A 26,334-nucleotide genomic window follows, 5' to 3' on the forward strand; every position below is an offset into this window, starting at 1 on the left:
TCGAAGCGCCGCTCCGGGAATACGCGGCTAGGGCCTCGACGTTGAGCTTTGTCGCGCCGACGAGGGGTAGGGATGGCACGACGCAACGGGGACGCGGAGCAGGACCATCAGATCGAGCGGGAGCAGGCCTACGTCGACCGGCTGTACGCCCGCTTGGACGACGTTCGGGAGGAGATCCGGGAAGACCTCGACGGGGCGCTGGCCGAGCGTGGGTCCTCCGCGCGCGACCTGGTCGAGCGCGAGGCACGGGTGCAGCGCCTGACCGAGCGGTCCACGGTGCTGGACCACGCCGAGAACGGCCTGTGCTTCGGCCGGCTGGACCTCGCCGACGGGCAGGTGCGGTACGTGGGGCGCACGGGTCTGCGCTCCCCCGCGCCCGAGCGCACACCGCTGCTGCTGGACTGGCGGGCGCCGGGCGCGCGGCCGTTCTACGTCGCGACGCCCGCCGACGACCACGGCGTGGTCCGCCGTCGGCACATCCGTACCGAGCGACGCCGGGTGACCGGCCTCGAGGACGAGCTCCTCGACATCGACGGCGACACCTCCGGCCTGCAGGGCGAGGGCGCGCTGATGGCCGCGCTCGGCGAGCGGCGCACCGGCCGGATGCGGGACATCGTCACCACCCTGCAGGCGGAGCAGGACGCGATCGTCCGCGCGCACGGGGACGGGGTGCTCGTGGTCCAGGGCGGCCCGGGTACCGGCAAGACGGCGGTGGCGCTGCACCGGGCCGCGTACCTGCTCTACGCCCGTCCGGAGATCGCCCGGCAGGGCGTGCTCGTCGTCGGGCCGACCTCCACGTTCCTGGACTACATCGAGCAGGTGCTGCCCTCGCTCGGCGAGACCCAGGTGGTGCTGCAGACGCCGGACCGGTTGTATCCAGGTATCGAGCCGACCAGGACGGAGGAACCTGAGGCCGCCCGGCTCAAGGGCGAGGCGGTGATGGCCGAGGTGCTCGCGCGGGCGGTGCGCGACCGGGAGCGGGTGACGGACCTCGAGGTCCGGTTCGACGGCGACACGCACTGCCTGCCCGCGGCCGCGGTGCGTGCGGCGGCCGAGGAGGCCCGGCGCGCAGCCCGCACGCACAACGAGGCGCGGCGTGTCTTTCGCGAGCACGTGGTGCGCGGGCTCGCCCTGGAGGTCATCGGAGCGAGCTACCGAATGCTCCAGGAGGTCGAGGAGGGTCTGGAAGACGAGCTGGACCGGTTCGACTCCGCGCTGTCCCGCACCGCAGACCAGGTACCGGGCCGCGTCGAGGCCGCGGGCACCGAGGTGGACGGGGTGGTGGCCGTGCACGAGCTGCCGCACGTTGAGCGGGACCTGCTCGAAGACCCGGAGGTCGCTGCCGCGCTGGAGGCGCTGTGGCCTCTGCTGACGCCGGAGCAGCTGCTCGCCGACCTGTTCAGTGACACGGACCGACTGACCTCGGCGTCGCGCGGTCTGCTCGACGAGACCGAACGAGCCGTCCTGTTCCGGGGGCCGGCCGAGGAGGGGTGGTCGGCCGCCGACGTGCCGCTACTCGACGAGGCTGCCGAGCTGCTCGGCGTCGACGATTCGGGCGCACGCACGCTGGAGGCTGCGCGCCGGCGCGAGCACGCCCGCTTCGCGCGGCGCGTGCTGCGGGCGAACGACCTCCTCGACGAGGAGACGGACGAGGGCGGCGCCGTGGACCCGGCCGACCTGCTCAACGACGAGGAGCTCGCCGAGCGCCACGCGGCCCGGGACCATCGCTCCTTCGCCGAGAAGGCGGCCGCGGACCGGACGTGGACGTACGGCCACGTGGTGGTCGACGAGGCGCAGGAGCTCTCGGCGATGACCTGGCGGTCGCTGTTCCGTCGCTGCCCGGCAGGCTCGATGACGGCGGTGGGTGACGTGCACCAGGGCAGCGGTCCGACCGCGATCGCAACCTGGGAGGTGGCGCTGCAGCCGCACACCTCGGCAAGGGTGCGGATGAGCGAGCTGACGGTGGGGTACCGCACGCCGGCCGAGGTCATGGCCGCCGCCGAGCCGGTGCTCGCCGCCTTGGATCCGAACGGACGAGTTCCGGTCTCGGTCCGGTCGACGGGAGTGTCGCCCGTGCGACGCCGGACCGACGAGCTCGCAGCCACTGTGACCGAGGTGGTGGCCGAGTCTCGTGCCGAGGGTGCTGTCGCCGTCATCGCGCCGCCGGACGTCGCTGTCGAGCTGGGTGCGGTGCTCGGCGCCGGGACCGACCTGTTGGGCGACGTCGTCGTGCTCACCCCCGTGGAGGCGAAGGGCCTGGAGTTCGATGCCGTCGTCGTGGTGGAGCCAGCCGAGATCCTCGACGGTGACCGAGGTCTCGGCGAGCTCTACGTGGCGATGACCCGCACGACCGGCACACTGACGGTCGTACATACCGGCGAGGTCCCGGATGTGCTGAGTCACCTCGTGCCCGAGTAGCCAGCTGGCTGGGGTGGCGATCTGGTCTCTTCTGTCCAGCGCATCCTCTGTCTAACTGGCCGTTTGTCTAGCTGGCCGTTCGAGGTCTCCCCGGCTCGGAACGTCCCCGAAGGTTCGTCGGGACCTTCTCCATCCCCGTCGGTACTCGTTGGGGCTCCCTGCCCATGGTCGGTACTCGCTGGGGCTCCCTGCACATGGTCCGCTATTCGGCGGAGCCGGCCAGCTCAGAATGGTGCGTCGCCGTCGGGGCTGGCTCAAGAGGGGAACATCGTTCGCCGTGCCGCGGGCCCGGCCTCGTCCCCCGAGCTTGTGGTCCGCTGGAGCGGTCGAGTCAGAAGGGCGGGTCGCCGTAGTCGTCGGTCTCCGTCTCGCCAGGCTGCTGGGGTGGTGTGGTCAGGCCGAGGAAGGTGAGGGTCCCAGTCGTGTCGCGGCGGTAGGTGTGCCCGGAGGGTGTGACCCACTGGAAGAGGCCGGGGGTGGGTTGGGTGACGCGCATGGCGCCGACGGTCTTCAACGCGTGGTCCCGCCCGCACAACGGGCCGAGATTCGCGGCGGCGGTGGCGCCGTGGGCGGACCGGGCGATGGTGTGGTCCAGCTCGCAGTGCTCGGCATCGACCGTGCAGCCGGGTCGGTGGCAGGTCCGGTCCCGCAGCCGCACATGCTCGGCCAGTCCGGCGGGGGGCCGGTAGCGGGTCCGGCCCACGTCCAGGACGGTGCCGGTGGCCGGGTCGGTCAGCAGCCGCCGCCACGTCCCACCCGCCGCCAGCGCCAGGGTCTGGGCGGGGTTGAGCGCGCCGTACCCGCCCAGGGTCCCGACCGGGCCGGCAGCATCCTCGAACGGCACAGCGGCCTCCGCACCGCCGACAGCAGTGCCAGCGCCGGGCAGAGCGGTCCCCTCGCCTGTGGGCAGAGCTCTCCCCACGCTCGAGGGCAGGGCTGTGTCCGCGGCGCGGGTCGTCGTCTCCGGATCGCCGGGCAGACTTCTCCCCGCTTCCCCGGACGGAGCCGTCTTCTCGTCCGTGGACAGACTGCTCCCCGGGGCGCCGGGCAGGGCTGTGCCCAGGTCGCCGAGTGGGGTCTCGCCGGCCAGGGCGGCGTGGGCCTGGGCAAGGAGGTCGATGGGGACGGTGACGTTGATCCGCGGGCGGGCCACCGGCAGGTCCTCCAGGTCGTCGTGGTGGCGCAGCAGTGCGGCCAGCAGCGGGGAGATCACCGCGACCTCCGGCACCCGCCCGTGGGGCAGGTCCGGGAAACGGCCCTGGATGGTCTGCCGCTTCCGCCGACCCCACCGACCCACGCCCCCGGTGTCGACATCGACACTGCGCAGCCCGTCCTTCGCGCCGGAACTCTCCGCCGAGCCCGCGTCCGCGCCGTTCGGCTCGCGGGCCGCGCCGGGACCGGGCGCGGTGCTCGGAGTCTTTGCGTCGTCCGTGGAGTCGGGATGATCTGCTTCCGGGCGGGCGTCCAGGCCCGGCAGCACACCCTGCACGGACAGCACCTGGCTGGTGTCTCGGAGGGCGGGGATGGTCTCGGGATCGGCGTGCGGGCCGGTGGCCCCGGTCAGGATCCCAGCCCGGGTCAACGCCACCAGCGCATCCGCCCGCAACTGATCCACACTCCGGCCATCCCCGCCGTTACGGGCCGCGGCAGCCACCGTGGTCAAGGTCTGGTCGACCAGGACGCAGTCCTCGGCCGGGAGCACCGCGGTCAGCGACCCCATCCCGTCCGGCAGCACCCTGGTGTGGGTCACGTGCCGACCGGCCCGGGCCCGGGCGTGGCGCGCCGCGGCCTCCACCGGATCCACCCGCACGACCCGGTCCGCCACCCGCCGGGTGATCTCCGCCGCCGGCAACCCAGGAGCCTGCGGCAGCACGTCCTGCTCGACCATCCACGCCACCTCGGTCGGTGAACCATCCAGGCCGGTCACGATCGCGGCCGCCTTCCGAAAATCCACCAGCCCACTGTCGAGGGCGTCGGCGGTGTCGGTGAACGACCCGGCCAGTCCCCTACCCACCCGCACCAACATCCCCGCCTCCGCCCGGGAGACCGCCAGCCGCATCGCGACCTCCTCCACCGTCGGATTCACGACCCGGCCGGCGACCCGGGCGACCTGCTCCGGGTGGGTGAACAGCTCCGAACCTCGCGACAGTGCTCCGGCGGTGGCGGCGGCCTTGCCCGCCGCCCAGGCCTCCAACCGCTTCGCCGCCGCCAACACCTCCACCTGCCCCGCCCGACTCAACCCAGCGACATCAACACCAGCCAGCACCGCCGCGAGCTCCGGACCCGGCTCCATCACCGCCAACTCCGCCACCGTCAACCCCAACCGCACCGCATCACCATCGACATCACCATCGACGTCGAAGCGGCCCTCGGCGGGCGCGGCCGCCTCGGCGGACGAGACGCGCCCGGTGCCGGCGCCCTGCGTGGTCTCGGCGTCCTCGCCGAACAGGCCCCCCGCGTCCCCGCCGAACAGGCCCTCGACGTCGGAGTCGAGCAGGCACCGGATCTCCGCCTCGCAGACCTCCCGGTCCAGCTCCGCCACCAGCGCCCGGGCATGCCCGCACACCCCGCCGGCGGACTCGACCGCGCAGCAGTACCCGCTGTCCGCGACCACCAGTGCCGACCTGTCCATGACTCAAACATATGTGCGACCACTGACATGGACCCCGGGCCGGAGACATCCTGTGGACAAGCCGGCACCCGCCAGCCAAGGGCCGGGCTAGTCCCGACCGGCCACGCCCGACCGGCCACGCCCGACCGATTGCCTTTCTGCCGGTTACTTCCAGACAGCTACCTCCGGGCCGCATTGCACGCGAGACGAAGTAGCTACGCGAGCGCGCACGAATGGCACCGTGCGAGCCAAGGCGGTTCCCCGCGAGACCCCGCTGACGCGCGAAGCCTCCCCCGCAAGAACCCGCTCACGCGGACGGCGCCCACCCAGCGCCAGTGAGAGCGCTCAAGCGCTCCCTCCGCAGCGCACTCTCCGCAACCGCGCCCCCACAGCTGTGCGGACTCCGCTACGGCCCAACGCGAACGACCTCCGGCCCGAGTCTCGTCAGTCCACTCAGCCCGCCGCGCGCGACCGCGCCTTCGCCCACGCCGCGCGCGACCGCCCCCTCGCCCGCGCCGAGCGGCGCACGACTTCTCAGCGGATCTCGAGTCCGGCGGCACGCATATGGTCCTTGACCTGGCCGACGCTCAGGGTGCGGAAGTGGAACACCGAGGCGGCGAGAACGGCGTCGGCGCCGTGCCGGGCGGCGTCCGTGAAGTGCTCGGGGGTGCCGGCGCCACCGGACGCGATCAGCGGCACATCCACGACGGCGCGCACGTCGTCGAGCATCGCGAGGTCGAACCCGTCGGTCGTCCCGTCCGCGTCCATCGAGTTCAGGAGGATCTCGCCGGCCCCGAGCGCAGCACCCTTGGCGGCCCACTCCACGGCGTCGATCCCGGTGCCGCGGCGCCCGCCGTGCGTCGTCACCTCGTACCCGGACGGCGTCGTCGTCTCCCCGGTGACCCGGCGAGCGTCCACCGACAGCACGAGCACCTGCCGGCCGAACCGGTCCGCGATCTCGGCCAGCAGCTCGGGCCGGGCGATCGCGGCGGTGTTGACCCCGACCTTGTCCGCGCCGGCCTTGAGCAGTCGGTCGACGTCCTCCACGGACCGCACGCCACCGCCGACGGTGAGCGGGACGAAGACCTCCTCGGCGGTGCGCGAGACGACCTCGATGGTGGTGTCCCGCGCCTCCGCGGAGGCCGAGACGTCCAGGAAGGTGATCTCGTCCGCCCCCTCGGCGTCGTACCGGCGGGCGAGCTCCACCGGATCTCCGGCATCCCGGAGGTCGGTGAAGTTCACGCCCTTGACCACGCGGCCATCAGCGACGTCGAGGCACGGGATGACCCGGACCGCCACACTCATCTGTCACTCCCCTCGCGTCGACCGCGCGCCCGTCCGGACGCTCCTCGAGGTTAGCCGGGCGGCTACCGTTCCCGGGTGACCGTCCAGCCCGTCGACGCCGTGCTGCCGCTCGTCCGGGACGCCCTGTCCCGTCACCGCGGCCCCGGCCCGCTCGTCGTCGCGATCGACGGCCGATCGGGGTCGGGCAAGACGGATCTCGCGGCCGCGCTCGTGCCCGCCCTGCGAACGGAACCCGGCGTGGGTGACGCCGTCGGCCTCCTCGCGCTCGAGGAGGCCTACCGCGGCTGGAACGGCCTCGCCGTCGGACTCGGTGCGGTCGCCTCCGGCGTGCTGGAGCCACTCTCGCGGGGCCTGCCGGGCCGGGTCCGCCGGTACGACTGGCATGCGGACCGGGTCAGCGGCTGGCTCGACGTTCCCGCGCCGGGCACCGAGCTCCCCGCCGTGCTCGTGGTCGAGGGCTGCGGGGCAGGATCCGCGATCTGCGCGCCCTTCGTGCACGTGCTCGTCTGGCTGGACACTCCCGCGGAGGTCAGGCGGAAGCGGGCGATGGCGCGGGACGCCGGCTCCTGGGCGGACCGGTGGGAGTCCTGGGCACGGCAGGAACGGGCGTTGCTCGCGGCGCGCGACGCCCGCGCCGCGGCCGACCTCGTGATCCGGGGCTGAACCACCTCTACGGGCGGTGCCACCGATCTACCGTGGAGATCTGCGCCGCCGAGCTCGCGGCGGCCGGCTGAGAGGACGCGCCATGGCAGACGTCGCGCGCACCGAGGACAAGCCGCCCTGGGTCCCGCCGTTGTGGTTCAAGCGCGCCGCCTGGGCGTTCCAGCGCAGGATGTATCGCCTGACGGGCGGGCGCTACCCGCTGAGCCGTCCCTCCGCCGAGCGGCGGACCTCCGGCCTGCTGCGGCTGCGCACCGTCGGGCGCCGCACCGGGCAGGAGCGGGCGGTCATCCTCGCCTACTGGGAGGACGGCAGGAACTTCGTCACCCTCGCGATGAACGGGTGGGAGGACCCGCCGCCGGCGTGGTGGCTCAACCTGCTGGCACACCCGGATGTCGAGGTCGACACCGTCGACGGCCCGCGTCGGGTGCACGGACGCGAAGCGGTCGGACCCGAGCGGGAGCGCCTCTGGGCGGAGCTGGCGGCCTACCGCGGCTGGGGCAAGGGGCTCGACCGGTACGCCGCGCTGCGCTCTCGCCCGACGCCGGTCGTCGTGCTCGAGCCACGCTGACCACGCGGACGGCCACTGACGCCGCCGCGGTCACCCGTGCGCTACTCGCCGCCGGCCCCGGTCTCGGCATCGGTCGTGGGCTCGCCGTCGGTGGTCGGGGCCTCAGAGGGAGCCTCAGAGGGAGCGTCCGGAGGATCCTCGCTCGGCGTCGAGACGACCGTCTCGCCGCTCCCACCGCTGGCGGCGAGGATGTCCACGACGAGCACCAGCGTGTCGGTGCCGTGCGCCAGCGCCGGCGGGATGACCAGGAGCACCTGGGAGCCGACAGTCTGGTCCACGAGGCCGTCCCGCAACCCTTCGAAGGTCTCGTCGAGCACGATCGTCTGCGGGACCTGGCCGCCCTCCCAGGTGGAGTCGTACGGCTCTCCGGACTCCCACTCGACACCCGTGTACTGCAGGGTGACCTCCTGGCCCGGCCGGACCTGGGGCCCGTCGCCGCGGATGAGCGGCGCGACCGTCAGCTCGCTGGGCGGCCTCGAGTCGGGCACCTCGATCTGGGGCGTGCCGTCGTCCGCGAGCGTGACGGCGGGCAGCCCGTCCGGCAACGATCCCGGGTCGACCTCGGTGCCCTGGGCCTGGCTGTAGCGCACGTCGACGACGAGGACGAGCATGCGCTCCCTGCCGTTCTCCTCGATGGGCTGCTGCAGCAGCAGCCGGCTGCCCTCGCGGGAACCCTCCAGCACCGGGAACAGGTCCTCGCCGACCTCGTCCGGGGTGAGCATGAACGTGCGCGCGACGCCGACCTCACGATCCTCGACCAGCTCTCCGGAGTTCCCGTCGTAGGCCGTGAGGGTCAGGAGCACGGGCCGGTCGGCGACGAGCTCGCGGCCGTCGCCTTCGACGAGGGTCTCCACGGAGGCCTCGGCGAGCGGCAGGGGCGCGTCGAAGCTCACGACCGGTACGGAGCCGAAGCTGCCGGACACCCCGACCCGGGGCTCCTCGGGCTGCTCCGGCTCGTCGGTGCAGCCGACCAGCAGCAGGGTCGCCAGCAGCGCGGCGACCAGCGCCCGGAGCGTGCGCGGACGCGCACCGACAGCTGCCACCTGCATCACGGCCAGCAGCCTACGTCGCCCGCCGGGGCACTCGGCGCACCTGTGGCCAGCCTCTCAGGCGCGCAGCGCGGCCATGAGCTCCTCGACCCGCTCGTCGACCGGGGAGAACGGGTCCTTCAGGACCACCGTGGACTGTGCCGCGTCGTTGATCTTCAGGTGCACCCAGTCGACCGTGATGTCGCGGCGCCGGTCTTGGGCCTCGGCCACGAACGCGCCGCGGAGCCTGGCCCGCGTGGTGGGCGGCGGCGCGGTGACGGCGGCGTCCACCTCCTCGTCGGTGGTCAGCCGCGCCATGAGCCCGCGGGCGGCGAGGGTCCTGGCCAGCCCGCGCGTCGAGGAGATGTCGTGGTACGCCAGGCTCAGCCGCGCGACCCGGGGGTCGTCCAGGCCCAGGGTGTGCTTCTCGCGGTACCGCTCGAGCAGCCGGGCCTTGATGGCCCAGTCCAGCTCCGTCTGCACGGACGTCGGGTCCTGGGCGCGCAGCGCCTGGAGGCCGCGTTCCCACAGGTCCAGGACCCGCCGCTGGACGTCGGTCAGCTCGCCGCGCCGGCCGGTGGAGTCCAGCCACCCGGTGACCCGGGTGAGGAACTCCGTCTGGACGTCCAGCGCGCTGACCCGCCGGCCGTCGGCGAGCTCCACGGGCGTGGTGGCGGTCATGTCCCGGGAGATCTCCCGGATCGCGCGCATGGGCTCGGCCAGGTCCAGGTCCCGGACCCGCGCACCGTCCTCGAGCATCCCGAGCACCAGGTCCGTCATGCCGACCTTGAGCATGGTCGTGGTCTCGGCGACCGAGGAGTCCCCGACGATCACGTGCATCCGGCGGTACTTGTCCTGGTCCGCGAGGGGCTCGTCCCGCGTGTTGATGATCGGCCGCGAGCGCGTGGTGGCCGAGCTCAGCGCGTCCCACATCTGGTCCGCACGCTGGGAGAACGCGTAGGAGGCGCCGCCACCGGGCCGCGGCCGGACGTGGCCGGCCCCGGTGAGGATCTGGCGCGTGACGAAGAAGGGCACCAGGGTCTCCGCCGTCGCCTGGAAGTCCCGGCGACGGCGGACGAGGTAGTTCTCGTGGCAACCGAACGAGTTCCCGGCCGAGTCCACGTTGTTCTTGAACAGGTGGATGGTGCCCGGCACGCCGTCCTCCGCGAGGAGCTCGTTCGCCTCCTCGGTCATCCCGTCCAAGATGCGTTCGCCCGCCCGGTCGTTGACGACGAGCTGGTGCACGTCGTCGCACTCGGCGGTCGCGTACTCGGGGTGTGACCCGACGTCGAGGTAGAGGCGGGCGCCGTTGCGGAGGAAGACGTTGGAGGACCGCCCCCAGGCGACGACCTTGCGGAAGAGGTACCGCGCGGCGTCGTCCGCGCTGAGCGCCGCCGTGTCCGGGTCGTCGGTCCCGACGGCGGCGCCCCGCCCTGGGGGCGGGGCGCAGGTGATGCCGTACTCGGTCTCGACGCCGAAGATGCGCCGGCTCACTGCCCGCCCTTCTGGACGAAGCCCTGGACGAAGGTCTCGGCGTTGGCCTCCAGGACGGAGTCGATCTCGTCGAGGATGTCGTCCACGTCCTGGGTCCGCACCTGGCCGGCGGCGGCGACGGGCGGGTCGACCGGGTCTGGTCCCGGGTCGTCCCGCCGCTCGGTCCGGCGCTGTTCCTGCTCTGCCATGACGTAGCTCCCTCCTGGTGCGATCCTACGCCGGTGGTCTGCGGAGATTGGCCAGCAGGTCCTCCGCCGTCGGTGAGGCGTCCAGCAGGCCGCCGACGTGATCGCGCGTGCCGCGCAGCGGGTCGTTCATCGGGACCCGGACCAGGTGGTCCCGGCCGGGGATGTCCAGGACCACGGACTGCCAGCCCGCCGCGCTGACCTGTCCCGGGTAGCGGGCCACGACCTGCCCGCGGAACCAGGCCCGGGTGTCGTGCGGCGGGGTGCGCTCGGCCTCGGCGACGTCCGCCTCGGCGACGAGACGCTCCACGCGGCCCGCCGCGGCGAGCCGCGCGACGATGGAGCGCTCCGGGCGCAGGTCCGACCACTGCAGGTCGAGCGCCTGGAGACGCGGGTGGTCCCACGGCAGTGACTCGCGCCGCCGCATCCCGTCCAGGATCTGCTTCTTCGCGACCCACTCCACCTCGCCGGCCGCGGTCGCGGGATTCGTGGCGAGTCGTTCCAGGACGCCGCCCCAGCGGTCCAGCAGCTCCGCCGTCGCGGTGTCCACGCCCGACGGCGGAGCGGCCTGCCGCACCGCGTCCGCCAGCACCTCGAGGTACGCGCGCTGGAGCTCCAGGGCGGTCATCTCGCGACCGTCGGCGAGCGTGAGGGCGTGGGTGAGCGTGGTGTCGTGGCTGACCGCCCACGTCTCGGCCACCGGGTTCGCGATCATCAGCGCGTCGAGCTCGAGCGGGACGGCGCGCTGCTCGAGCAGCCACAGCACGAGCGAGGTGGTGCCCAGCTTCAGGTAGGTCGAGACGTCGAACAGGTTGGCGTCGCCGCCGATCACGTGCAGACGGCGGTACCGCTCGGCGTCCGCGTGCGGCTCGTCGCGGGTGTTGATGATCGGACGGTTGAAGGTGGTCTCCAGCCCGACGTCGTTCTCGACGTAGTCCGCACGCTGGGAGATCTGGAAGCCGGGTGTCTGCGACCGCTGCCCGATGCCGACCCGGCCCGCGCCGCAGATGACCGGGCGGGTGACGAAGAACGGCGTGAGGTACCGGATGACGTCGCCGAAGTCGACGTCGCGGTCCATGAGGTAGTTCTCGTGCGTGCCGTATGCCGCGCCCTTGCCGTCGACGTTGTTCTTGTAGAGGACGACCTCGGCGACGTCCGGCAACCGCACCGCCCGGACCGCGTCCATCGCCGTGCGCATGACGAGCTCCCCGGCCCGGTCCCAACGGACGGCGTCCAGGGGTGTGGTGACCTCGGGGCTGGAGTACTCGGGGTGGGCGTGGTCCACGTACAGCCGGGCGCCGTTCTCGAGCACGGCGTTGTGCGCGGCGGGCAGCGCGGACTCCGCCGCGGTGGGCCGGCGGACGTAGGTCTGGTCGTGGGAGAGCGGGCCGCCCGGCGCGTCGGTCAGCTGTGACGGGGCCGCCGCGGCCCGGTCCATGCGGAATCCGCGGGCGTCCGCCAGCGGGTCCTCGCCGGCGTAGTCCCAGGCGACCTGCTGCCCGGGCGCGGCGTGCTGGGCGGCGTACGCGGAGACCACGTGCGTGGACAGGACCACGGGGTTGGCGCGCGGGTTGCCCGGTTCCAGGATGCCGTACTCGGTCTCGATCCCCATCGGCCGCCGGACGAACGAGCCACCGGCCTGCGTCGTCTGCCCTGTCACAGGTACCCCGGCGCCGGGGTGACCGTCTCCACGTCCTCCCCCGCTGCGGGTCCCGCGAGCGCGACGTTCCCCGTGCTCGCGGCGCCGCGCCCGCCGAGGGTCCGCAGGTAGGTGATCCGCTCGCCCTTCTTTCCGGACACTCGCGCCCAGTCGTCGGGATTGGTGGTGTTCGGCAGGTCCTCGTTCTCCCGCATCTCGGCGGCGAGCGCCTCGAGCAGGTGCTCGGTCCGCAGCCCCCGACCGCCGTGCGAGAGCAGGTCCTTGATGGCCCGCTTCTTGGCCCGATCCACGATGTTCGCCATCATGGCGCCGGAGGCGAAGTCGCTCATGTGCATGACCTCCTTGTCCCCGGAGGCGTAGGTGACCTCCAGGAACTCGGTCTCCGGTCCGGTGGCGTACAGGGCATCCACCACGGCGTCGATCATGGCGGCGACCGTGCGGGCGGGGTCGCCGTCGTGCCGGGCGAGCTCGTCCTCGTGCAGCGGGAGGGTGGGCGTGAGGTACTTCGCGAAGATCTCCCGCGCCCCTTCGGCGTCCGGGCGCTCGATCTTGATCTTCACGTCCAGGCGTCCCGGACGCAGGATCGCCGGGTCGATCATGTCCTCGCGGTTCGAGGCGCCGATGACGATGACGTTCTCGAGCTTCTCGACCCCGTCGATCTCGCTGAGGAGCTGCGGCACCACGGTGGTCTCGACGTCGGAGGACACGCCGGTCCCGCGGGTGCGGAACAGCGACTCCATCTCGTCGAAGAAGACCACCACCGGGATGCCGCGCGCGGCCTTCTCCCGTGCGCGGGCGAAGATCACCCGGATCTGCCGCTCGGTCTCCCCGACGTACTTGTTGAGGAGCTCGGGCCCCTTGATGTTGAGGAAGTAGCTGCGCGCCGCCGCCCCGTGGCCGGTCGCCTCGGGCTGGTCGGCGACGCTCCCCCGGTTCTCCGCCGTCGTGGCGAGGGAGGTGGCGACCGCCTTGGCGATGAGGGTCTTGCCGCAGCCCGGCGGCCCGTACAGCAGCACGCCCTTCGGGGGCTTGAGGCCGTGCTCCCGGTACAGCTCCGGGTGCAGGAAGGGCAGCTCGACCGTGTCGCGGATCTGCTCGATCTGCGGCCCGAGGCCACCGATGTCGGAGTAGTGGGTGTCCGGCACCTCCTCGAGGAGGAGCTCCTCGACCTCGGAGCGCACGATCCGTTCGAGCACGAACCCGGTGCGCAGGTCGGCCGTGAGCGCATCCCCCACGCGGACCCCGGAGGTGAGCAGCGGTCCGGCGAGCCGCAGGACGCGCTCGTCGTCGCTGCGGGCCAGGACCAGCACCCGGTCCCCGTCCAGCAGCTCCTTGACGGTGACGATCTCACCGGTGGTCTCGAACGTCCCCGCGCCGATGACGAGGAGCTGCTCGTTCAGGCGCACCTCCTGCCCGGGCCGCAGCGCCCCGAGGGGCACCGCCGCCGAGACGGCGAGGCGCATCTTCCGTCCGCCGACGACGACGTCCGCCTCGCGCTCGTCGACGTGCGCGGCGAGGAACGTGCCGTAGGAGCCCGGAGGCTTGGTGACGGCGTCCAGCTGCTCCTGCATCTGGATGAGCCGCTGCCGCGCCGCGTCGAGGGCCTGCGCGAGACGCTCGTTCTTGCTCGCGAGCGAGATCGCCCGCTGCTCGAGCTCGCGTGTCCTGCCCTCGCCGTCGGCCTCTGCCATCACGGTCCTTCCCTCGTCACCGGCCTCCAGCGTAGGACCGGGCGGCACTCCCCTGCCCAGGTGTCCGCGGTCCGGCCGGGCCCGGGCGCGAGGTTCATTCCCCCGGCGGCCGGCTCGCCAGTCCGGTCTCCTCGATCTCGGCCCGGCGCCGGACGTCCCGGCGCACCCGGCGGACCTTCTTGTCGGACACCGGCCGTTCACCGAGCGCCTCGGGCGTCCAGTCCTCGACGACGGCGCCGGTGGCGCCGGCCTCACCGGCGTCGGCCGGGTAGGCCCCCTTCGCCGGCCGCCGGGTGCGCTTCGGCGGCGTGGTCCCGGGCGCCAGCCGGCGCGCGGTGATCAGGAAGCCGGTATGCCCGATCATCCGGTGGTCCGGCCGGACCGCCAGGCCCTCGAGGTGCCAGGTGCGCACCATCGACTCCCAGGCACGCGGCTCGGTGAACTGCTCGGTCTCGCGGAGCTCCTCGGCGAACCGGCTCAGCTGCGTCGTGGTCGCGACGTAGGCGAGCAGCAGGCCGCCGGGCGCCAGGGCGTCGGCGCCGACGGCGAGGTTCTCCCACGGCGCCAGCATGTCCAGCACCATCCGGTCCACGGAGGCGGGCGCGACGGCGTCCGGCAGCACGTCCGCCAGGTCGCCGGTGCGGACCTCCCATGCCGGGTGCGGACCGCCGAACCAGGACTCGACGTTCCCGATCGCGATGTCCGCGAAGTCCTCGCGCCGCTCGACGCTGAGCAGGTGCCCGTGCTCACCGATCGCGGACAGCAGGCTCATGGTCAGGGCGCCCGACCCGACGCCCGCCTCCACCACGCGGGCTCCGGGGAAGATGTCCCCCATCTGCACGATCTGCCCGGCGTCCTTCGGGTACACGACAGCGGCGCCGCGCGGCATGGACAGCACGTAGTCGCTGAGCAGCGGGCGCAGGGCGAGCAGCTGGTGCCCGGTGGGGGTGTCGAGGACGGTGCCGTCGGGCTTGCCGATGAGATCGGCGTGCCGGAACGAGCCGCGCTGGCTCTGGAAGAACCCGTCATGGGTGAGCACGACCGTGTACATCCGGCCCTTGACGTCGGTGAGCTGCACCCGCTCCCCCGCCCGGAACGGGCCACGGCGTCGTGCCGGACCGCCGGGCAGGGGCGATTCGCCGTCGCCGGGCGTCATGCCCTCGCCGGGCCTCTCGGGCGGGTTCTCGCTGGTCACGCCGGGCGAGTCTACGGGCGGGCCGTACGCATCGCGCGCGCCACCGCGGCGACGTCGACGACGCCGCGGACCTCGCCGTCGTCGAGGAGGACCACGAACGATCCATGGTGCTGCGCGACGGCGACGGCCTCGAGCGCGGCCGCGCCACGGGTGACCACGACGACCTGCTGCGGCGCGAGAGTCCGGGCGACCGCGGTCGCCGGCGTCTGAGCGCGGGCCTCCGCCGGGACCTGGGCGGCCGCGTCCGGGTCGAGCAGCGCCACAGGCCGGCCCGCCGCCACCAGGACGACGTGGGCGCCCTCACCGGCGGAACCGGCCGCGTCCGCGAGCGAGGATCCGGCGTCGACGGCGACCGCCGGCACGGCGAGCGCGCCGAGGTCGATCGAGGCCACCTGCCGCCGGGCACGGGCGGCGCGCAGCGCCTCGCCCGCACCGGTCCACAGGAAAAACGCGATGAGCAGCAGCCACACATCCGACAGGTCGGGTCGCCGGCCCTGGACGAGCGGGACGACCAGCACGACCACGACGATCCCGGCGACGACGAGCCGACCGATCCACGCGGCGGCCACCGTCCCACGGGTCCGGTCGCCCGTGACTCCCCAGACGATCGCCTCGAGCACGTGGCCGCCGTCGAGCGGGAGTCCCGGTAGCAAGTTGAACGCGGCGACGAGCCCGTTGGAGAAGAGCGCCCCGTACACGAGCAGGGCACCCGGGCCGGTGATCGTCAGGGTCTCCAGCGCGAGCCACGCGAGAAGGGCCAGCATCGCGTTCGCGGCCGGCCCGGCGATCGCGACCAGCGCCGACACGCCGGGTCGGCCCAGGTCCTGCTCGAACGAGGTGTGGCCGCCCCAGAAGGTCATCACGTACTCACGCGGCCGGACCCCGAAGCGCAGCGCGGTGAAGCCGTGAGCCAGCTCGTGCAGCAGCACCGAGACGAACAGCATGACGACGAACGCGACCGTCGTCGCCACCACGGTCCCGAGGCCGGCACCAGGCACGAGGTCGCGCACGAGCGGGAAGTACAGGAGCACCAGCACCGCAGCGATGAGCACCCAGGAGGCTCCGAGCACCACGGGGATGCCACCGACGCGTCCGACCACCCAGCCGGAGCGCACCCGGGTACCGAGGCGGGGGCGAGGGCTGGTCACCGGGCCAGCGTAGGCGGACCGGAGGGCGTCGTGGACAGCGCGCCCGTACGGCACCGGACCCGGGATCGTGGCGTCAGGACACGATCAGCCACAACAGGCCGACGAGGAGCATCCCGGCCCATCCGAGCACGGTCGCGATGACCGTCCAGGTGCGGAGACCGTCGGCCACCGAGAGCCCGAGGAACCGGGAGGCGATCCAGAACCCGGAGTCGTTGATGTGGGCCAGGGCGACCGACCCGCAGCCGATGGCCAGCACGATGAGCACCACCTGGATCGACGAGTAGTCACCACCGCTGACAGTCCCCTGGATCAGGCCGGCGGAGGTGAGCGTCGCCACCGTGCCGGAGCCCTGCGCCACCTTGAACACGCTCGCGAGGAGGAACGCGAGCACGAGGATCGGCACGCCGGCGTCGACGAGCATCCCGGACACGGAGTCACCGATGCCGGTGTCCGTGAGGACGCGCGCGAAGACGCCTCCGGCGCCCGTGACGAAGACGACGATCGCGGCGGGAGCGAGCGAGCGGTCCATGACGGAGCCGATGTCCTCGCGTCCCCAGCCGTGCCGCACGCCGAGGACGTACATGGCCAGGGCGACGGCGAGCAGGAGGGCCAGACCGGGCTGTCCGATCAACGAGACGACGTTGGCTGCCGAGCTCCCCTCCTCCAGGAGGAGTCCACCGACGGTGCCGACGGAGATCATGAGGATCGGGAGGAGCACCATCGTCAGCACGGCACCCGGGCCGGGCGTGGTCCGGGTGACCGTCGCCGTCCTCGTGGCCGTGGCCACGCCGCCGTGACCCGCATCGGACCTGGCACCCAGGACGGCGGCGGGTGCGCCGCCGTCGGCACGCTCGTCCGGGGTCGTGTCCGAGCCGTCGAACCTGGCGCGGACCATCGGGTCGAGCGGGAAGTCCCGGCGCGAGGTGATGACCTTGCCCGTCACGTAGGCGAGGACGCCCACCGGGATCGAGATCAGCAGGCCCACGACGGTGACCAGGCCGATGTCGGCGCCCAGGAGCGTGCTGCTGCCCGTGACCCCCGGGTGGGGCGGGACGAGATTGTGGATGAAGACCATCAGCCCCGCGATGGGGACGCCCACGTAGACCGGGGAGCGGTGCCCGGCGGCCCGAGCAAAGCTGAACATGATCGGGACGAGGATGATGAAGGCGACGTCGAAGAAGATCGGGATCGCGATCACGGCGGAGGCCAGCAGGAGAGCCGGGCCGACGCGTTCCTTCCCGAGCCGGGCGGTGAAGCGAGCGGCGAGCACGTGGGCACCGCCGGTCTGCTCGATGATCGCGCCGAGCATGGCGCCGAGGCCGACGAGGAGCGCGACGTTGCCCAGGGTGCTGCCCATCCCCTCGATCATCGTGGGGAGCACCTCCTGCGGAGGCATGCCGGTGGCCAGCGCGGTGACCAGAGCGACCAGCAGCAGGGCGACGAAGGCAGGCAGCTTGACCTTCATCACGAGGAACAGCAGCAGGGCGATCGCCAGTGCGGCGGCGATCCCGAGGTAGACCGGAGACATGGACGTCCTCTTTCCGTGCGTCGTCGAGCGGAAGGGTTGTGCTACGGCCCGAAGAGCCGTCGTCTCAGCGCCGGATGGACTCGATCCCCAGCATCTGGGTGATGGTCTCGTCGAGCACGGAGTCGTCGAAGACGCGCTTCCAGTCGTCCTTGACGATCATCCTTCGCCCGTGGCCCATCGCGATGTGGCAGGCGTCGGAGAACGGGTTGTCGCCCCGGAGGGCGTTCGCCAGCGCGACCTGGATGTGGCCGAAGAAGAGCGCCTCGGCAGCGGGCCGGGGGACGCCGACCTTGTTGACGGTCTCCTCGAGGGCCTCCTTGAGGAGCTCGCCGATCATGCAGGCGATCGTCTCGACGAGCGTCGGTTCGAGGACGGCGAGCTGCTTGACACTCACCCAGTACACCTCGATGACGGGTGCGTAGATGGTGCGGATGACCGCCTCGGCGAGCTCCTTGACGGCCTCGTTGCCCGAGTCGACGGCCGCGACGGCGTTCTGCGGGGCGGCGATGCCACCGAAGGTGTCTGCGTACTCCTCCTTGGTGGTGCGCTCCAGGAAGATCGAGGGGTGGGCCGGGTGTGCGCACACATACTCGATCCCGTCGCGCTGGTGGAGCAGGCCGGCGTACGCGGCGGCGGGGTCGAGGGTGAGGACGATGGCGCCTTCCTTCAGGCGAGGCACGACCTGCTCGCTGACCGTGCCCAGCACGACGTCGGGCACCGCCAGGATCACGACGTCGGCGTCGACGACCGCCTCATCGGTCCCGGAGACCTCGAGGCCCAGAGCGCGGACGCGCTCCTGCCCGGCCGGCGAGGCGTCGGTGTAGTGGACCGTGGCTCCGGTCGTCCGGAGGTTGTTCGACACGCGCTGGCCCATCTTGCCGCCGGCGCCGATGACGGTGATCGTCAGGTCGTCCACGTTCATGCGTTCCTGCTCCTCAGGTAGTCGAGGTTGTGCTCGGCCCACTGCCGCTCGAGGCGACAGGTGGTGGCGATGTCGTCGGTCCAGGGCAGCCAGTGCTCGACGACCTGGTTGATGCCGCGCTCGCGTGGTCGGACCTGGGCCACCATGTCGTCGTAGTCCAGGAGGCCTTCACCCAGGCGAGCACCGGCGAGGGTGAACCCCACCCAGCCGTCGCGTCGGCTGAACGCGAAGTCCTTGACGTGAAGGTTCTTCACATACGGGACCGTGGCGGCGACGACGTCGGCGGGCATCTCCAGCGCTGCGACGCAGTTGCCCGGGTCGAGGACGATGCCGAGTGCCGGGTGGTCGACCTCGCGGACCAGGCGGACCAGCACGGGCGTGGGCACCTGCTCGTAGGTCTCCAGAGCGAGCTCGACGCCCCGGTCCCCGTAGTCGGCCGCGACGGCGGCGAGGACGGCGGGCGCCTCGTCGAGCGGGGGCTCCTCCGGGCCGGTGCGCATCATCGAGCGCACCAGCCGGGAGCCCAGACGCTCGGCGATCGCGAGATGACGGCGCAGATGGTCGGGCGCGGCACCACGGGTCCCGGTCTCGAGGACGAGCCCGAGGTCGGCCGCCAGGTCCCGGATCCGGTCCAGCTCGGTGTCGCCGAACCCCTCCAGCGGCGGGTAGTCGCAGATCTGGAAGACCTCGCCGCCCAGGTCCCGGGTATCGCGGAGCATCTGCTCGAGGGACAGCGGCTCCGGGTTCGCCTCGGACCACCGCCAGAAGTAGGCGTAGGTGCTCAGCCCGAGTCGCCCGACAGTCCCGGTGGCGCTCCCTCCGGTGGGGACCTCGCTGTCCACGTCGACCTTCCCGTCTTCGCTGTGCCGGCCGCGGCAAGCGGCGCGGTCACCGACGGTAGGCCCGGCACGAGGAGCTGTCAACCGGTTGACCAATTGCTTCGGCAGCGGTGCTTCCGACACATAGGATCCGAGACATGCCGGCCTACCTGACCGACCCCGCCGACGAGCTGCACGGGACCCTCTCCCCCATCCCCGCACGCACCCCGACCGCGGCCGTCGCGGCGCAGCTGCTCACGTACTTCACCAGCGGCGGGGTCGAGCCCGGAACGCGGCTGCCGGCCGAACGGCAGCTCGCGCAGATGCTCGGCACGGGCCGCTCGGCGGTGCGTGAGGCACTTGCGGCGCTCGAGATCCTCGGCGTCGTCACCGTCCGGCCGGGGTCTGGCACCTATCTGAGCGGGGGTGTCTCCGAGCTGCTTCCGCGGACCCTCAGCTGGGGCCTGATGCTGGGCGACCGGAACACCCGTGACCTCATCGAGATCCGCACCGCGCTGGAGGTACTGGCCGCGGAGCGCGCCGCGACGCGGGCGAGCGAGGAGTCGCTGGGAGCGCTGCGTGCGCACCTCGAGCAGATGAGCTCGCGGCGCCGAGACTTTCCGGAGTTCGTCGAGGCGGACATGCACTTCCACCAGGAGGTCGCCGCGATGGCCGGGAACGAGGCGCTCAGCGGCATGCTGCAGAGCGTGCGCTCACTCCTGCGCATCTGGGTGGACCGGAGCGTCACCCGCGAGCAGGAGGCCACCGACGCGATCGCCGAGCACGAGCGGGTACTCGCAGCCCTCGAGGCCGGCGACCCCAGCGCCGCGCACGAGGCCATGACCGACCACATGCGCACCGCCGGGGCGCGGGTGCTCGGGGAGTCCGGCGCCGGCGGGCACTGAGGAGGGCCTGCTCATCGCCGCAGCACCCGGGCGGCGTCCCGCACGGTGCCGGTGAGCCGTTCCACGTGCGTCGACCGGAGCCGCCACCGCTGCCAGTACAGCGGCACGTCGGCACGCGCACGGGCGCCGAGGCGGACGAGCCGCCCAGTCGCCAGGCCGTCGCCCATCTGGTCCTCCGGCACCATCCCCCAGCCGAGCCCGGCGTAGACCGCGTCGACGAACGCCTGCGAGGACGGCACGTAGTGGGTGGGCGGCTCAGCGTCGACGCCGTGCGCGGCCAGGACGCGATGCTGCAGGTCGTCCTTGTCGTTGAACCGGATCATCGGCATCTCCGCCCAGTCGTACCCGCGGCCGCGGCTGTGCCGCTCGGCGATCTCGGCGGTCGCGACCGGAAGGTAACGCATGACGCCGAGCCGCTCGACGTCGCACCCCTGCACCGGCACCGGGTCGGAGGTGATCGCCCCCAGCACAGCCCCGGCACGCAGCAGGGCGGCCGAGTGGTCCTGGTCCTCGACGTGCAGGCGCAGGGTGATGCCGGGCCAGGCGGCGCAGGCGTGGACCGCCGCCGTGAACCAGGTGGCGAGCGAGTCGGCGTTGACCGCAAGGGGAAGGTCGACCCGTGCAGCACCCCCCGCGGACTCGCCTGCGGCGAGCTCGGTCAGCGCCTCCCGCTCCAGCAGCAGCTGCTGCCGCGCGAGCCGGAGCAGCACCGCCCCTGCGGCCGTGGTCCGGACCGGTGTGGAACGTACGAGCAGGACCCGGCCGACCTCCGACTCCAGGGCGCGGACCCGCTGGCTCACCGCCGACGGGGTCACCGAGAGGTGGCGGGCGGCCGCGTCGAACGTGCCGTGGTCGACGATCGCGACCAGCGCCGCGAGCTGCTCGGGACGCATCTGCATGCAGAGATGCTAATGCTCCTTCAAGAACCTTTGCTTCACTTCAGACCTGCCGCGGTCTAGCGTCGTGCCGTGCCAGTCGTCGTCACCGGCCTGCTCACCGGCCTGTCCATCATCGTCGCCATCGGCGCGCAGAACGCCTACCTGCTGCGGCAGGGCCTGACCCGCAACCATGTGGCCATCGTCATCACCATCTGCGTGCTCTCCGACATGCTGCTCATCGGCCTCGGCGTCGCGGGCGTCGGCTCGCTGGTGCGTCAGCACCCGGCCGCGGTCACGGTGGTGACGTGGTTGGGCGTCGCCTACCTGGCGGGCTACGGCCTCGTGTCGCTGTGGCGGGCCCGAAGGCCGGGGAGGCTCGAGGCCGCGTCCGGTCATCGCGCGAGCCGCCGGACCGTCGTGACGACGACCCTCGCCCTGACCTACCTCAACCCGCACCTCTACCTCGACATCCTCCTGCTCGGCTCGATCGCCACCACCTACGGAGACGACCGCTGGTGGTTCGCCGGCGGGGTGTGGCTCGGCAGTCTCCTGTGGTTCACCGGCGTGGGCCTGGGTGCGCACGCCGCGGCCCCGCACCTGGCACGACCGGGCACGTGGCGCGTGCTGGACGTTCTCATCGGCCTCGTCATGCTCGGCCTGGCCATACGGCTCGCGCTGCCCTGAGGCACGGTTGCTGCCGCGTCGTCCACAGGCACCGCCGCGCCTCCCCACCGTGTCGGCACCCGTCCTTACGGTGGGCGGCATGACGGACACGACAGTGGCGGCACCCGCCGGCACGACGGCGGAGCACGAGGAGCGCCGACGGGCCGCGGTCTCGCCGTCGCGGGCGAAGGACTTCCTGCAATGCCCCCTGCTCTTCCGGTTCCGCGCCATCGACCGGTTGCCCGAGCCGCCCAGCCAGGCCGCGGTCAAGGGCTCCCTGGTGCACTCCGTGCTCGAGCGGCTCTTCGACCTGCCGGCCGCCGGGCGGACCGAGGAGGCCGCGCAGGAGCTGCTCGACCCGCAGTGGGAGGCGTTGCGGACAGACCGGCCCGATGTCGTGGAGATGTTCTCCGGAGCGGAGGACCTCGCCGCGTGGCTGGCGGAGGCACGCAGCCTGCTGAGCCAGTACTTCCGGCTCGAGAACCCCTCGCGTCTGGAGCCGGCCGACCGGGAGATGCTGGTCGAGACCGAGCTCGCCTCCGGGATCCTGCTGCGTGGCTTCGTCGACCGGATGGACGTGGCGCCGAACGGGGCGGTCCGCCTCGTCGACTACAAGACGGGTCGGTCCCCGCACCCGCGCTACGTGGACGAGGCCCTGTTCCAGATGCGCTTCTACGCGCTCATGCTCTGGCGGCTGCACGGGCGCGTCCCGGCGCGGCTGCAGCTGGTCTACCTCGGTGACGGCCGCACCCTGACCCACGACCCGGCCGAGGAGGAGCTCGTCACCTTCGAGCGCGACCTCGAGGCGCTGTGGCAGCGGGTCGCCGGCGCCGCACGGTCGGGGCGCTTCGAGCCGCGGACCTCGCGGCTGTGCTCGTGGTGCTCCTTCCAGCAGCACTGCCCGTCCTTCGGTGGCGAGCCGCCGGAGCTGCCCGCCGACGGCGTCGCGCACCTGCTCACGGTGCAGGCGGTCTGACGAGCGGTCAGGCCGGCGGCACCTCGAGCGCCGGCAGCCCGTCGATGGAGGCGGCGTTCCGCTCGGCCTGGTAGGCGCGGATGCCGTCGCGGCCCCGCCGTTCCATGTATCCCGGGAAGATCTCGCGCTCGCCGCGATACTCCATGATCGGCACCCCGAAGCCGCAGGAGTCGCTCACCCGCGCCACGTCCACGACCACGACGGCGCGTGCGGCGGGCGAGGCGCCCTGCTCGAACCGCTCCGCCCAGGCGGGGTACTGCGGGTCGTCGGCCAGCAAGACGCGGCCGTGGCCGTGGAGGCGCACGATGTTGGGCTTGTCCTCGAAGGAGCAGAACATCACCGTGATGCGACCGTTCTCCCGCAGGTGGGCGATGGTCTCCGCGCCGCTGGCGGTGAGGTCCAGGTAGGCGAAGGTGTGCTCGTCGACGACCAGCGAGGTGCCCGCGACCCCCTTCGGGGAGACGTTGACGTGCCCGTCGGCCGTCAGCGGCGCGGTCGCGACGAAGAAGACGTGCTGGGCGGCGATGAACTCCTGCAGGCGCGGCGTGATCGCCGGATGGACCTTGCCCATGACCCTCATCCCGTCCCGACGTGGCTCAGCGCGTCCAGGTCCTCTCCCGCGACGACCCGGGCGAGGGTGTCGAGGTCGACATCCTCGACGGAGCCCACCCGGCTCAGGCCGGGCTGCGCGGGCACGTCCACCGCGAGCGGCACGGCGATCGTGCGGGCCCCGGAGGCCATCGCCGAGGCCACCCCAGGGAGCGAGTCCTCGAAGGCGACGCAGCGGGTGACGTCCACCCCGAGGCGTTCGGCCGCCGTGAGGTAGGGCTCGGGGTGCGGCTTCCCGTGCGTGACCTCGTCTCCCGCCACCACCGTCGCGAACGTACCCGGTGGCGCGGCACCCGCGACGGCGTGCGCGAAGCTCGTCCAGGACATCGTCACCACCGCGCACGGCACGTGCGCGTCCCGCAGCCGGGCCAGGAGCTCGAGCACGCCCGGCCGCCACGGCGCGCCACTGACGGCCGCACGCTCCATCACCGCGGCCTGCAGCTCGGCCGCCACGTCCTCGGGGGCCCCGCCGATCCCGGTGCGCGCCTGGTAGATCGCCGCGCCGGCGACGAGATCCTTCCCGACCAGCTCGAGCGCCTGCTCCTCGGACCAGCTGGCGCCGTGCCGCGCGGCGAGCGCGATCTCGGCGGCCATCCAGTAGGGCTCGGTGCTCACGAGCGTCCCGTCCATGTCCCACAGCACGGCCTCGGGAAGTGTTCTGTCGTTCACGCAGGGAGCCTATCCCCGCCTACTGTGGGCGCATGACGCGTGCGGACAACAGCGACTCCCCCGAGACGTCCCCCGACCTCGGGAAGGACCGCCCGGAGCTGCCGCCCGCCATCCTCCTCGCCGCCTTCGAGGGCTGGAACGACGCCGGCGCGGCCGCCTCCCACTCGCTCGAGATCGTCGCCGACGCGTGGGACGCCGAGGTCGTCCACGAGCTCGACCCGCAGGACTACCACGACTTCCAGGTCAACCGGCCCCACGTGAGCATCAGCGGCGACGGCAGCCGGACCCTCACCTGGCCGTCCACGACGGTCTCCCTCGCCACCACGCCGGTCACCGGCCGGCGGGTCGTGGTGGTCCAGGGCATCGAGCCGTCCTTCCGCTGGCGCGACTACTGCGACGAGATCCTCGAGGTCGCACGCGGGCTGGGCGTGGGAACCGTCGTCGGGATCGGTGCCCTGCTGGCCGATGTCCCGCACTCGCGGCCGATCCCCGTCCAGACGTCCTCGAACGACCCGCAGGTCCAGGCGCTGCTGGGTGTGGAGGCGTCGGAGTACGAGGGCCCCTCCGGCATCGTCGGGGTCCTCACGCACCTGGCCGGCGAGCAGGACATGCACACCCTCAGCGTCTGGGCGGCCGTGCCTCACTACGTCTCCCAGCCGCCCTCTCCCAAGGCCACGCTCGCCCTGCTGCTGCGGCTGGAGGAGCTCGTGGGCGAACCGTTGCCCGTCGGAGACCTGCCGGAGGACGCCCGCGCCTGGCAGGCCGGCGTCGACGAGCTGGCCGGCCAGGACCCGGACGTCGCCGAGTACATCCAGCAGCTCGAGGAGGTCAAGGACACCGCCGAGCTCCCGGAGGCGTCCGGCGAGGCCATCGCGCGGGAGTTCGAGCGTTACCTGCGCCGCCGCGACCTGCCCGGCGGGAAGGACAAGGGCGACGGCGGACCACCGGCACCGCCGGGTCCCACCGGCATCTGAGCCGCGTCCACCGTCCGAGACGGCCCCGCCGTACCGCACGCCGTGTCGGTGCCCGGCGCTAGCGTGGGTCACGTCCGTCCGCCAGGCCGCAGGGAGGAGACGACCGTGCACGACCAGCACGCCGCCGTCCCGATGCTGACCTGCCGCCGGCACGTGGACTACAAGCGCACCTGCTCGGCCGTCTGTCCGGCCTGACCTGCTGACGATCCTCGGACGGCCCTGCGCCGTCGTCCGCCGCGCTGCGGGCGCCACCTCGCCCGCAACCGGCATCCCCCAGCCCGTGTCCGGCATCCGCAGGCCGCACCCGGGCCCGCCCAGCAGACAGGACGACCCATGCTCCTCACCGGACTCCTCCTCGGCGCCGCGCTCGGATATGCCCTCCAGCGCTCCCGCTTCTGCGTCACCACCGCGTTCCGCGACGTGTTCGTCGCCCGCTCGACGAGGTGGCTCACGGCCTTCCTCCTCGTCATCGCCGTCCACGCCCTCGGTCTGGCGATCCTGCAGACCGCCGGCGTCGTCCCGGCCCCGTCCGAGCCGCTCGCGCTGCCCGCCACGGCCGTCGGGGCACTCATCTTCGGTGTCGCGATCGTGCTGGCCGCCGGCTGCGCCACGGGAACCTACTTCCGCGCCGGCGAGGGCCTCGTCGGCTCCTGGATCGCGCTCGCCGCGTACGCCGTCTCGGCCGGGGCGATGAAGTACGGGCCGTTGGCCGAGCTCACCGGCTGGGCCCGGTCCGCCACGGTCCCGGCCACGACGATCCACGGCACCCTGGGCCTGAGTCCCTGGGTCCTCGTCGTCGTGCTCGGCGCCGGCGTCGCGCTTCTCGTGCACCGCAACGTCTCCGCCGCCCCGCGGCTGGCGGTGGCCACGCTGCCGCCGCGTCGCACGGGACTGGCACACCTCCTCGCCGAGCGCTCGTGGGGCGCGTACCCGACCGCCGTCGGGATCGGGGTGCTGGCCACGATCGCGTGGCCGTTGTCGATCGCGACCGGCCGCGAGTCCGGGCTCGGTATCACGACGCCGTCGGCGAACCTCGCCACGTACCTGGTGACCGCGGACCCGCAGCTCGTGGACTGGGGAGTCTTCCTCGTCCTCGGCATCCTGCTCGGCTCGTTCGTGGCGGCCAAGGCCTCCGGGGAGTTCCGAGTCCGGGTGCCGGACGCCACGCAGGCCACCCGGTCCGTCGTCGGCGGTGTCGGCATGGGGGTGGGTGCCTCGCTCGCCGGCGGCTGCACCATCGGCAACGCGATGGTGGAGACGGCCCAGTTCACCTACCAGGGCTGGCTCTCGTTCGCCCTCATGCTGCTCGGTGCCGGCCTCGGCACCCGGTGGTTCGTGCTGCACGGCCCGCGCACGGCCGCCCGGACCGTCGCCACCACCTCCCCGACCACGACCGCCACCGCCTGACCGCCCGACCCCCAAGGAG

General features: G+C 72.8%; 23 protein-coding genes. 8 read left to right on the forward strand and 15 right to left on the reverse strand.

Annotated features, from left to right (window positions below; genetic code table 11):
* Nucleotides 1-72: 72 nt before the first annotated feature.
* Nucleotides 73-2,418, forward strand: a complete 2,346-nt coding sequence (locus ACFQQL_RS16840; RefSeq protein ID WP_382396321.1) for a HelD family protein — start codon at nt 73-75, stop codon at nt 2,416-2,418.
* 331 nt (nt 2,419-2,749) lie between these two features.
* Here the strand turns inward: ACFQQL_RS16840 and ACFQQL_RS16845 are convergent, their stop codons facing one another.
* Together ACFQQL_RS16845 and hisF are read right to left on the reverse strand one after the other, a co-directional pair.
* Nucleotides 2,750-5,050, reverse strand: a complete 2,301-nt coding sequence (locus ACFQQL_RS16845; RefSeq protein ID WP_382396322.1) for an HNH endonuclease signature motif containing protein — start codon at nt 5,048-5,050, stop codon at nt 2,750-2,752.
* A gap of 513 nt (nt 5,051-5,563) precedes the next feature.
* Nucleotides 5,564-6,334: an imidazole glycerol phosphate synthase subunit HisF gene (gene hisF, locus ACFQQL_RS16850; RefSeq protein ID WP_382396323.1), complete on the reverse strand. Its 771-nt coding sequence runs from the start codon at nt 6,332-6,334 to the stop codon at nt 5,564-5,566.
* Between the two features lie 75 nt (nt 6,335-6,409).
* Between hisF and ACFQQL_RS16855 the strand changes: the two genes are divergently transcribed.
* Both ACFQQL_RS16855 and ACFQQL_RS16860 read left to right on the forward strand, forming a co-directional pair.
* A complete protein-coding gene (locus tag ACFQQL_RS16855) occupies nt 6,410-6,997 on the forward strand; it encodes a nucleoside/nucleotide kinase family protein (RefSeq protein ID WP_382396324.1) in 588 nt (195 codons plus the stop codon).
* Between the two features lie 82 nt (nt 6,998-7,079).
* Nucleotides 7,080-7,565: a nitroreductase/quinone reductase family protein gene (locus ACFQQL_RS16860; protein WP_382396325.1), complete on the forward strand. Its 486-nt coding sequence runs from the start codon at nt 7,080-7,082 to the stop codon at nt 7,563-7,565.
* A 41-nt stretch (nt 7,566-7,606) separates the two neighbouring features.
* On the opposite strand, the gene ACFQQL_RS16865 is transcribed toward ACFQQL_RS16860, so the two are convergent.
* The 10 genes from ACFQQL_RS16865 to ACFQQL_RS16910 form a co-directional block, all read right to left on the reverse strand.
* Complete coding sequence (locus tag ACFQQL_RS16865) at nt 7,607-8,614, reverse strand: FKBP-type peptidyl-prolyl cis-trans isomerase (RefSeq protein WP_382396491.1); 1,008 nt, start codon at nt 8,612-8,614, stop codon at nt 7,607-7,609.
* Between the two features lie 57 nt (nt 8,615-8,671).
* Nucleotides 8,672-10,087 carry a Pup--protein ligase gene (gene pafA / locus ACFQQL_RS16870; protein WP_382396326.1) on the reverse strand — a complete coding sequence of 472 codons (1,416 nt, stop codon included), beginning with the start codon at nt 10,085-10,087 and terminating at the stop codon, nt 8,672-8,674.
* Complete coding sequence (locus ACFQQL_RS16875) at nt 10,084-10,275, reverse strand: ubiquitin-like protein Pup (RefSeq protein WP_382396327.1); 192 nt, start codon at nt 10,273-10,275, stop codon at nt 10,084-10,086. The genes pafA and ACFQQL_RS16875 overlap by 4 nt, the downstream gene beginning before the upstream one ends.
* A gap of 25 nt (nt 10,276-10,300) precedes the next feature.
* Nucleotides 10,301-11,884 carry a depupylase/deamidase Dop gene (gene dop / locus ACFQQL_RS16880; protein ID WP_382396492.1) on the reverse strand — a complete coding sequence of 528 codons (1,584 nt, stop codon included), beginning with the start codon at nt 11,882-11,884 and terminating at the stop codon, nt 10,301-10,303.
* Nucleotides 11,885-11,928: 44 nt separating this feature from the next.
* Nucleotides 11,929-13,623, reverse strand: a complete 1,695-nt coding sequence (arc, locus tag ACFQQL_RS16885) for a proteasome ATPase (protein WP_382396328.1) — start codon at nt 13,621-13,623, stop codon at nt 11,929-11,931.
* 94 nt (nt 13,624-13,717) lie between these two features.
* Nucleotides 13,718-14,779 (reverse strand): tRNA (adenine-N1)-methyltransferase, encoded by a 1,062-nt coding sequence (locus ACFQQL_RS16890; protein WP_382396493.1) that lies wholly within the window; start codon nt 14,777-14,779, stop codon nt 13,718-13,720.
* Nucleotides 14,780-14,829: 50 nt separating this feature from the next.
* Complete coding sequence (locus ACFQQL_RS16895) at nt 14,830-15,966, reverse strand: site-2 protease family protein (protein WP_382396329.1); 1,137 nt, start codon at nt 15,964-15,966, stop codon at nt 14,830-14,832.
* A gap of 73 nt (nt 15,967-16,039) precedes the next feature.
* Nucleotides 16,040-17,494 carry a GntT/GntP/DsdX family permease gene (locus ACFQQL_RS16900; RefSeq protein ID WP_382396330.1) on the reverse strand — a complete coding sequence of 485 codons (1,455 nt, stop codon included), beginning with the start codon at nt 17,492-17,494 and terminating at the stop codon, nt 16,040-16,042.
* 64 nt (nt 17,495-17,558) lie between these two features.
* Nucleotides 17,559-18,416: a prephenate dehydrogenase/arogenate dehydrogenase family protein gene (locus ACFQQL_RS16905; protein WP_382396331.1), complete on the reverse strand. Its 858-nt coding sequence runs from the start codon at nt 18,414-18,416 to the stop codon at nt 17,559-17,561.
* Nucleotides 18,413-19,258: a sugar phosphate isomerase/epimerase family protein gene (locus ACFQQL_RS16910; RefSeq protein WP_382396332.1), complete on the reverse strand. Its 846-nt coding sequence runs from the start codon at nt 19,256-19,258 to the stop codon at nt 18,413-18,415. The genes ACFQQL_RS16905 and ACFQQL_RS16910 overlap by 4 nt, the downstream gene beginning before the upstream one ends.
* Before the next feature lie 134 nt (nt 19,259-19,392).
* Between ACFQQL_RS16910 and ACFQQL_RS16915 the strand changes: the two genes are divergently transcribed.
* Nucleotides 19,393-20,139, forward strand: coding sequence for a FadR/GntR family transcriptional regulator (locus tag ACFQQL_RS16915; RefSeq protein ID WP_382396333.1), 747 nt, complete (start codon nt 19,393-19,395; stop codon nt 20,137-20,139).
* Nucleotides 20,140-20,150: 11 nt separating this feature from the next.
* Here ACFQQL_RS16915 and ACFQQL_RS16920 read toward each other — a convergent pair whose 3' ends face one another.
* A complete protein-coding gene (locus tag ACFQQL_RS16920; protein WP_382396334.1) occupies nt 20,151-21,038 on the reverse strand; it encodes a LysR family transcriptional regulator ArgP in 888 nt (295 codons plus the stop codon).
* Nucleotides 21,039-21,107: 69 nt separating this feature from the next.
* Between ACFQQL_RS16920 and ACFQQL_RS16925 the strand changes: the two genes are divergently transcribed.
* Nucleotides 21,108-21,701, forward strand: coding sequence for a LysE/ArgO family amino acid transporter (locus ACFQQL_RS16925; RefSeq protein ID WP_382396335.1), 594 nt, complete (start codon nt 21,108-21,110; stop codon nt 21,699-21,701).
* Nucleotides 21,702-21,780: 79 nt separating this feature from the next.
* A complete protein-coding gene (locus tag ACFQQL_RS16930; protein ID WP_382396336.1) occupies nt 21,781-22,656 on the forward strand; it encodes a RecB family exonuclease in 876 nt (291 codons plus the stop codon).
* Nucleotides 22,657-22,663: 7 nt separating this feature from the next.
* Here ACFQQL_RS16930 and ACFQQL_RS16935 read toward each other — a convergent pair whose 3' ends face one another.
* Both ACFQQL_RS16935 and ACFQQL_RS16940 read right to left on the reverse strand, forming a co-directional pair.
* Complete coding sequence (locus ACFQQL_RS16935; RefSeq protein ID WP_382396337.1) at nt 22,664-23,227, reverse strand: pyridoxamine 5'-phosphate oxidase family protein; 564 nt, start codon at nt 23,225-23,227, stop codon at nt 22,664-22,666.
* Nucleotides 23,228-23,232: 5 nt separating this feature from the next.
* Nucleotides 23,233-23,934, reverse strand: coding sequence for an HAD family hydrolase (locus ACFQQL_RS16940; RefSeq protein WP_382396338.1), 702 nt, complete (start codon nt 23,932-23,934; stop codon nt 23,233-23,235).
* Nucleotides 23,935-23,966: 32 nt separating this feature from the next.
* Here ACFQQL_RS16940 and ACFQQL_RS16945 point away from each other — a divergent pair, with 32 nt between their 5' ends.
* Nucleotides 23,967-24,908 (forward strand): PAC2 family protein, encoded by a 942-nt coding sequence (locus ACFQQL_RS16945; RefSeq protein ID WP_382396339.1) that lies wholly within the window; start codon nt 23,967-23,969, stop codon nt 24,906-24,908.
* Nucleotides 24,909-25,241: 333 nt separating this feature from the next.
* Nucleotides 25,242-26,315 carry a YeeE/YedE family protein gene (locus ACFQQL_RS16950; RefSeq protein ID WP_382396340.1) on the forward strand — a complete coding sequence of 358 codons (1,074 nt, stop codon included), beginning with the start codon at nt 25,242-25,244 and terminating at the stop codon, nt 26,313-26,315.
* Nucleotides 26,316-26,334: the final 19 nt, after the last annotated feature.

This window comes from Georgenia alba (genome assembly GCF_042665525.1).
Classification (GTDB): domain Bacteria; phylum Actinomycetota; class Actinomycetes; order Actinomycetales; family Actinomycetaceae; genus Allobogoriella; species Allobogoriella alba.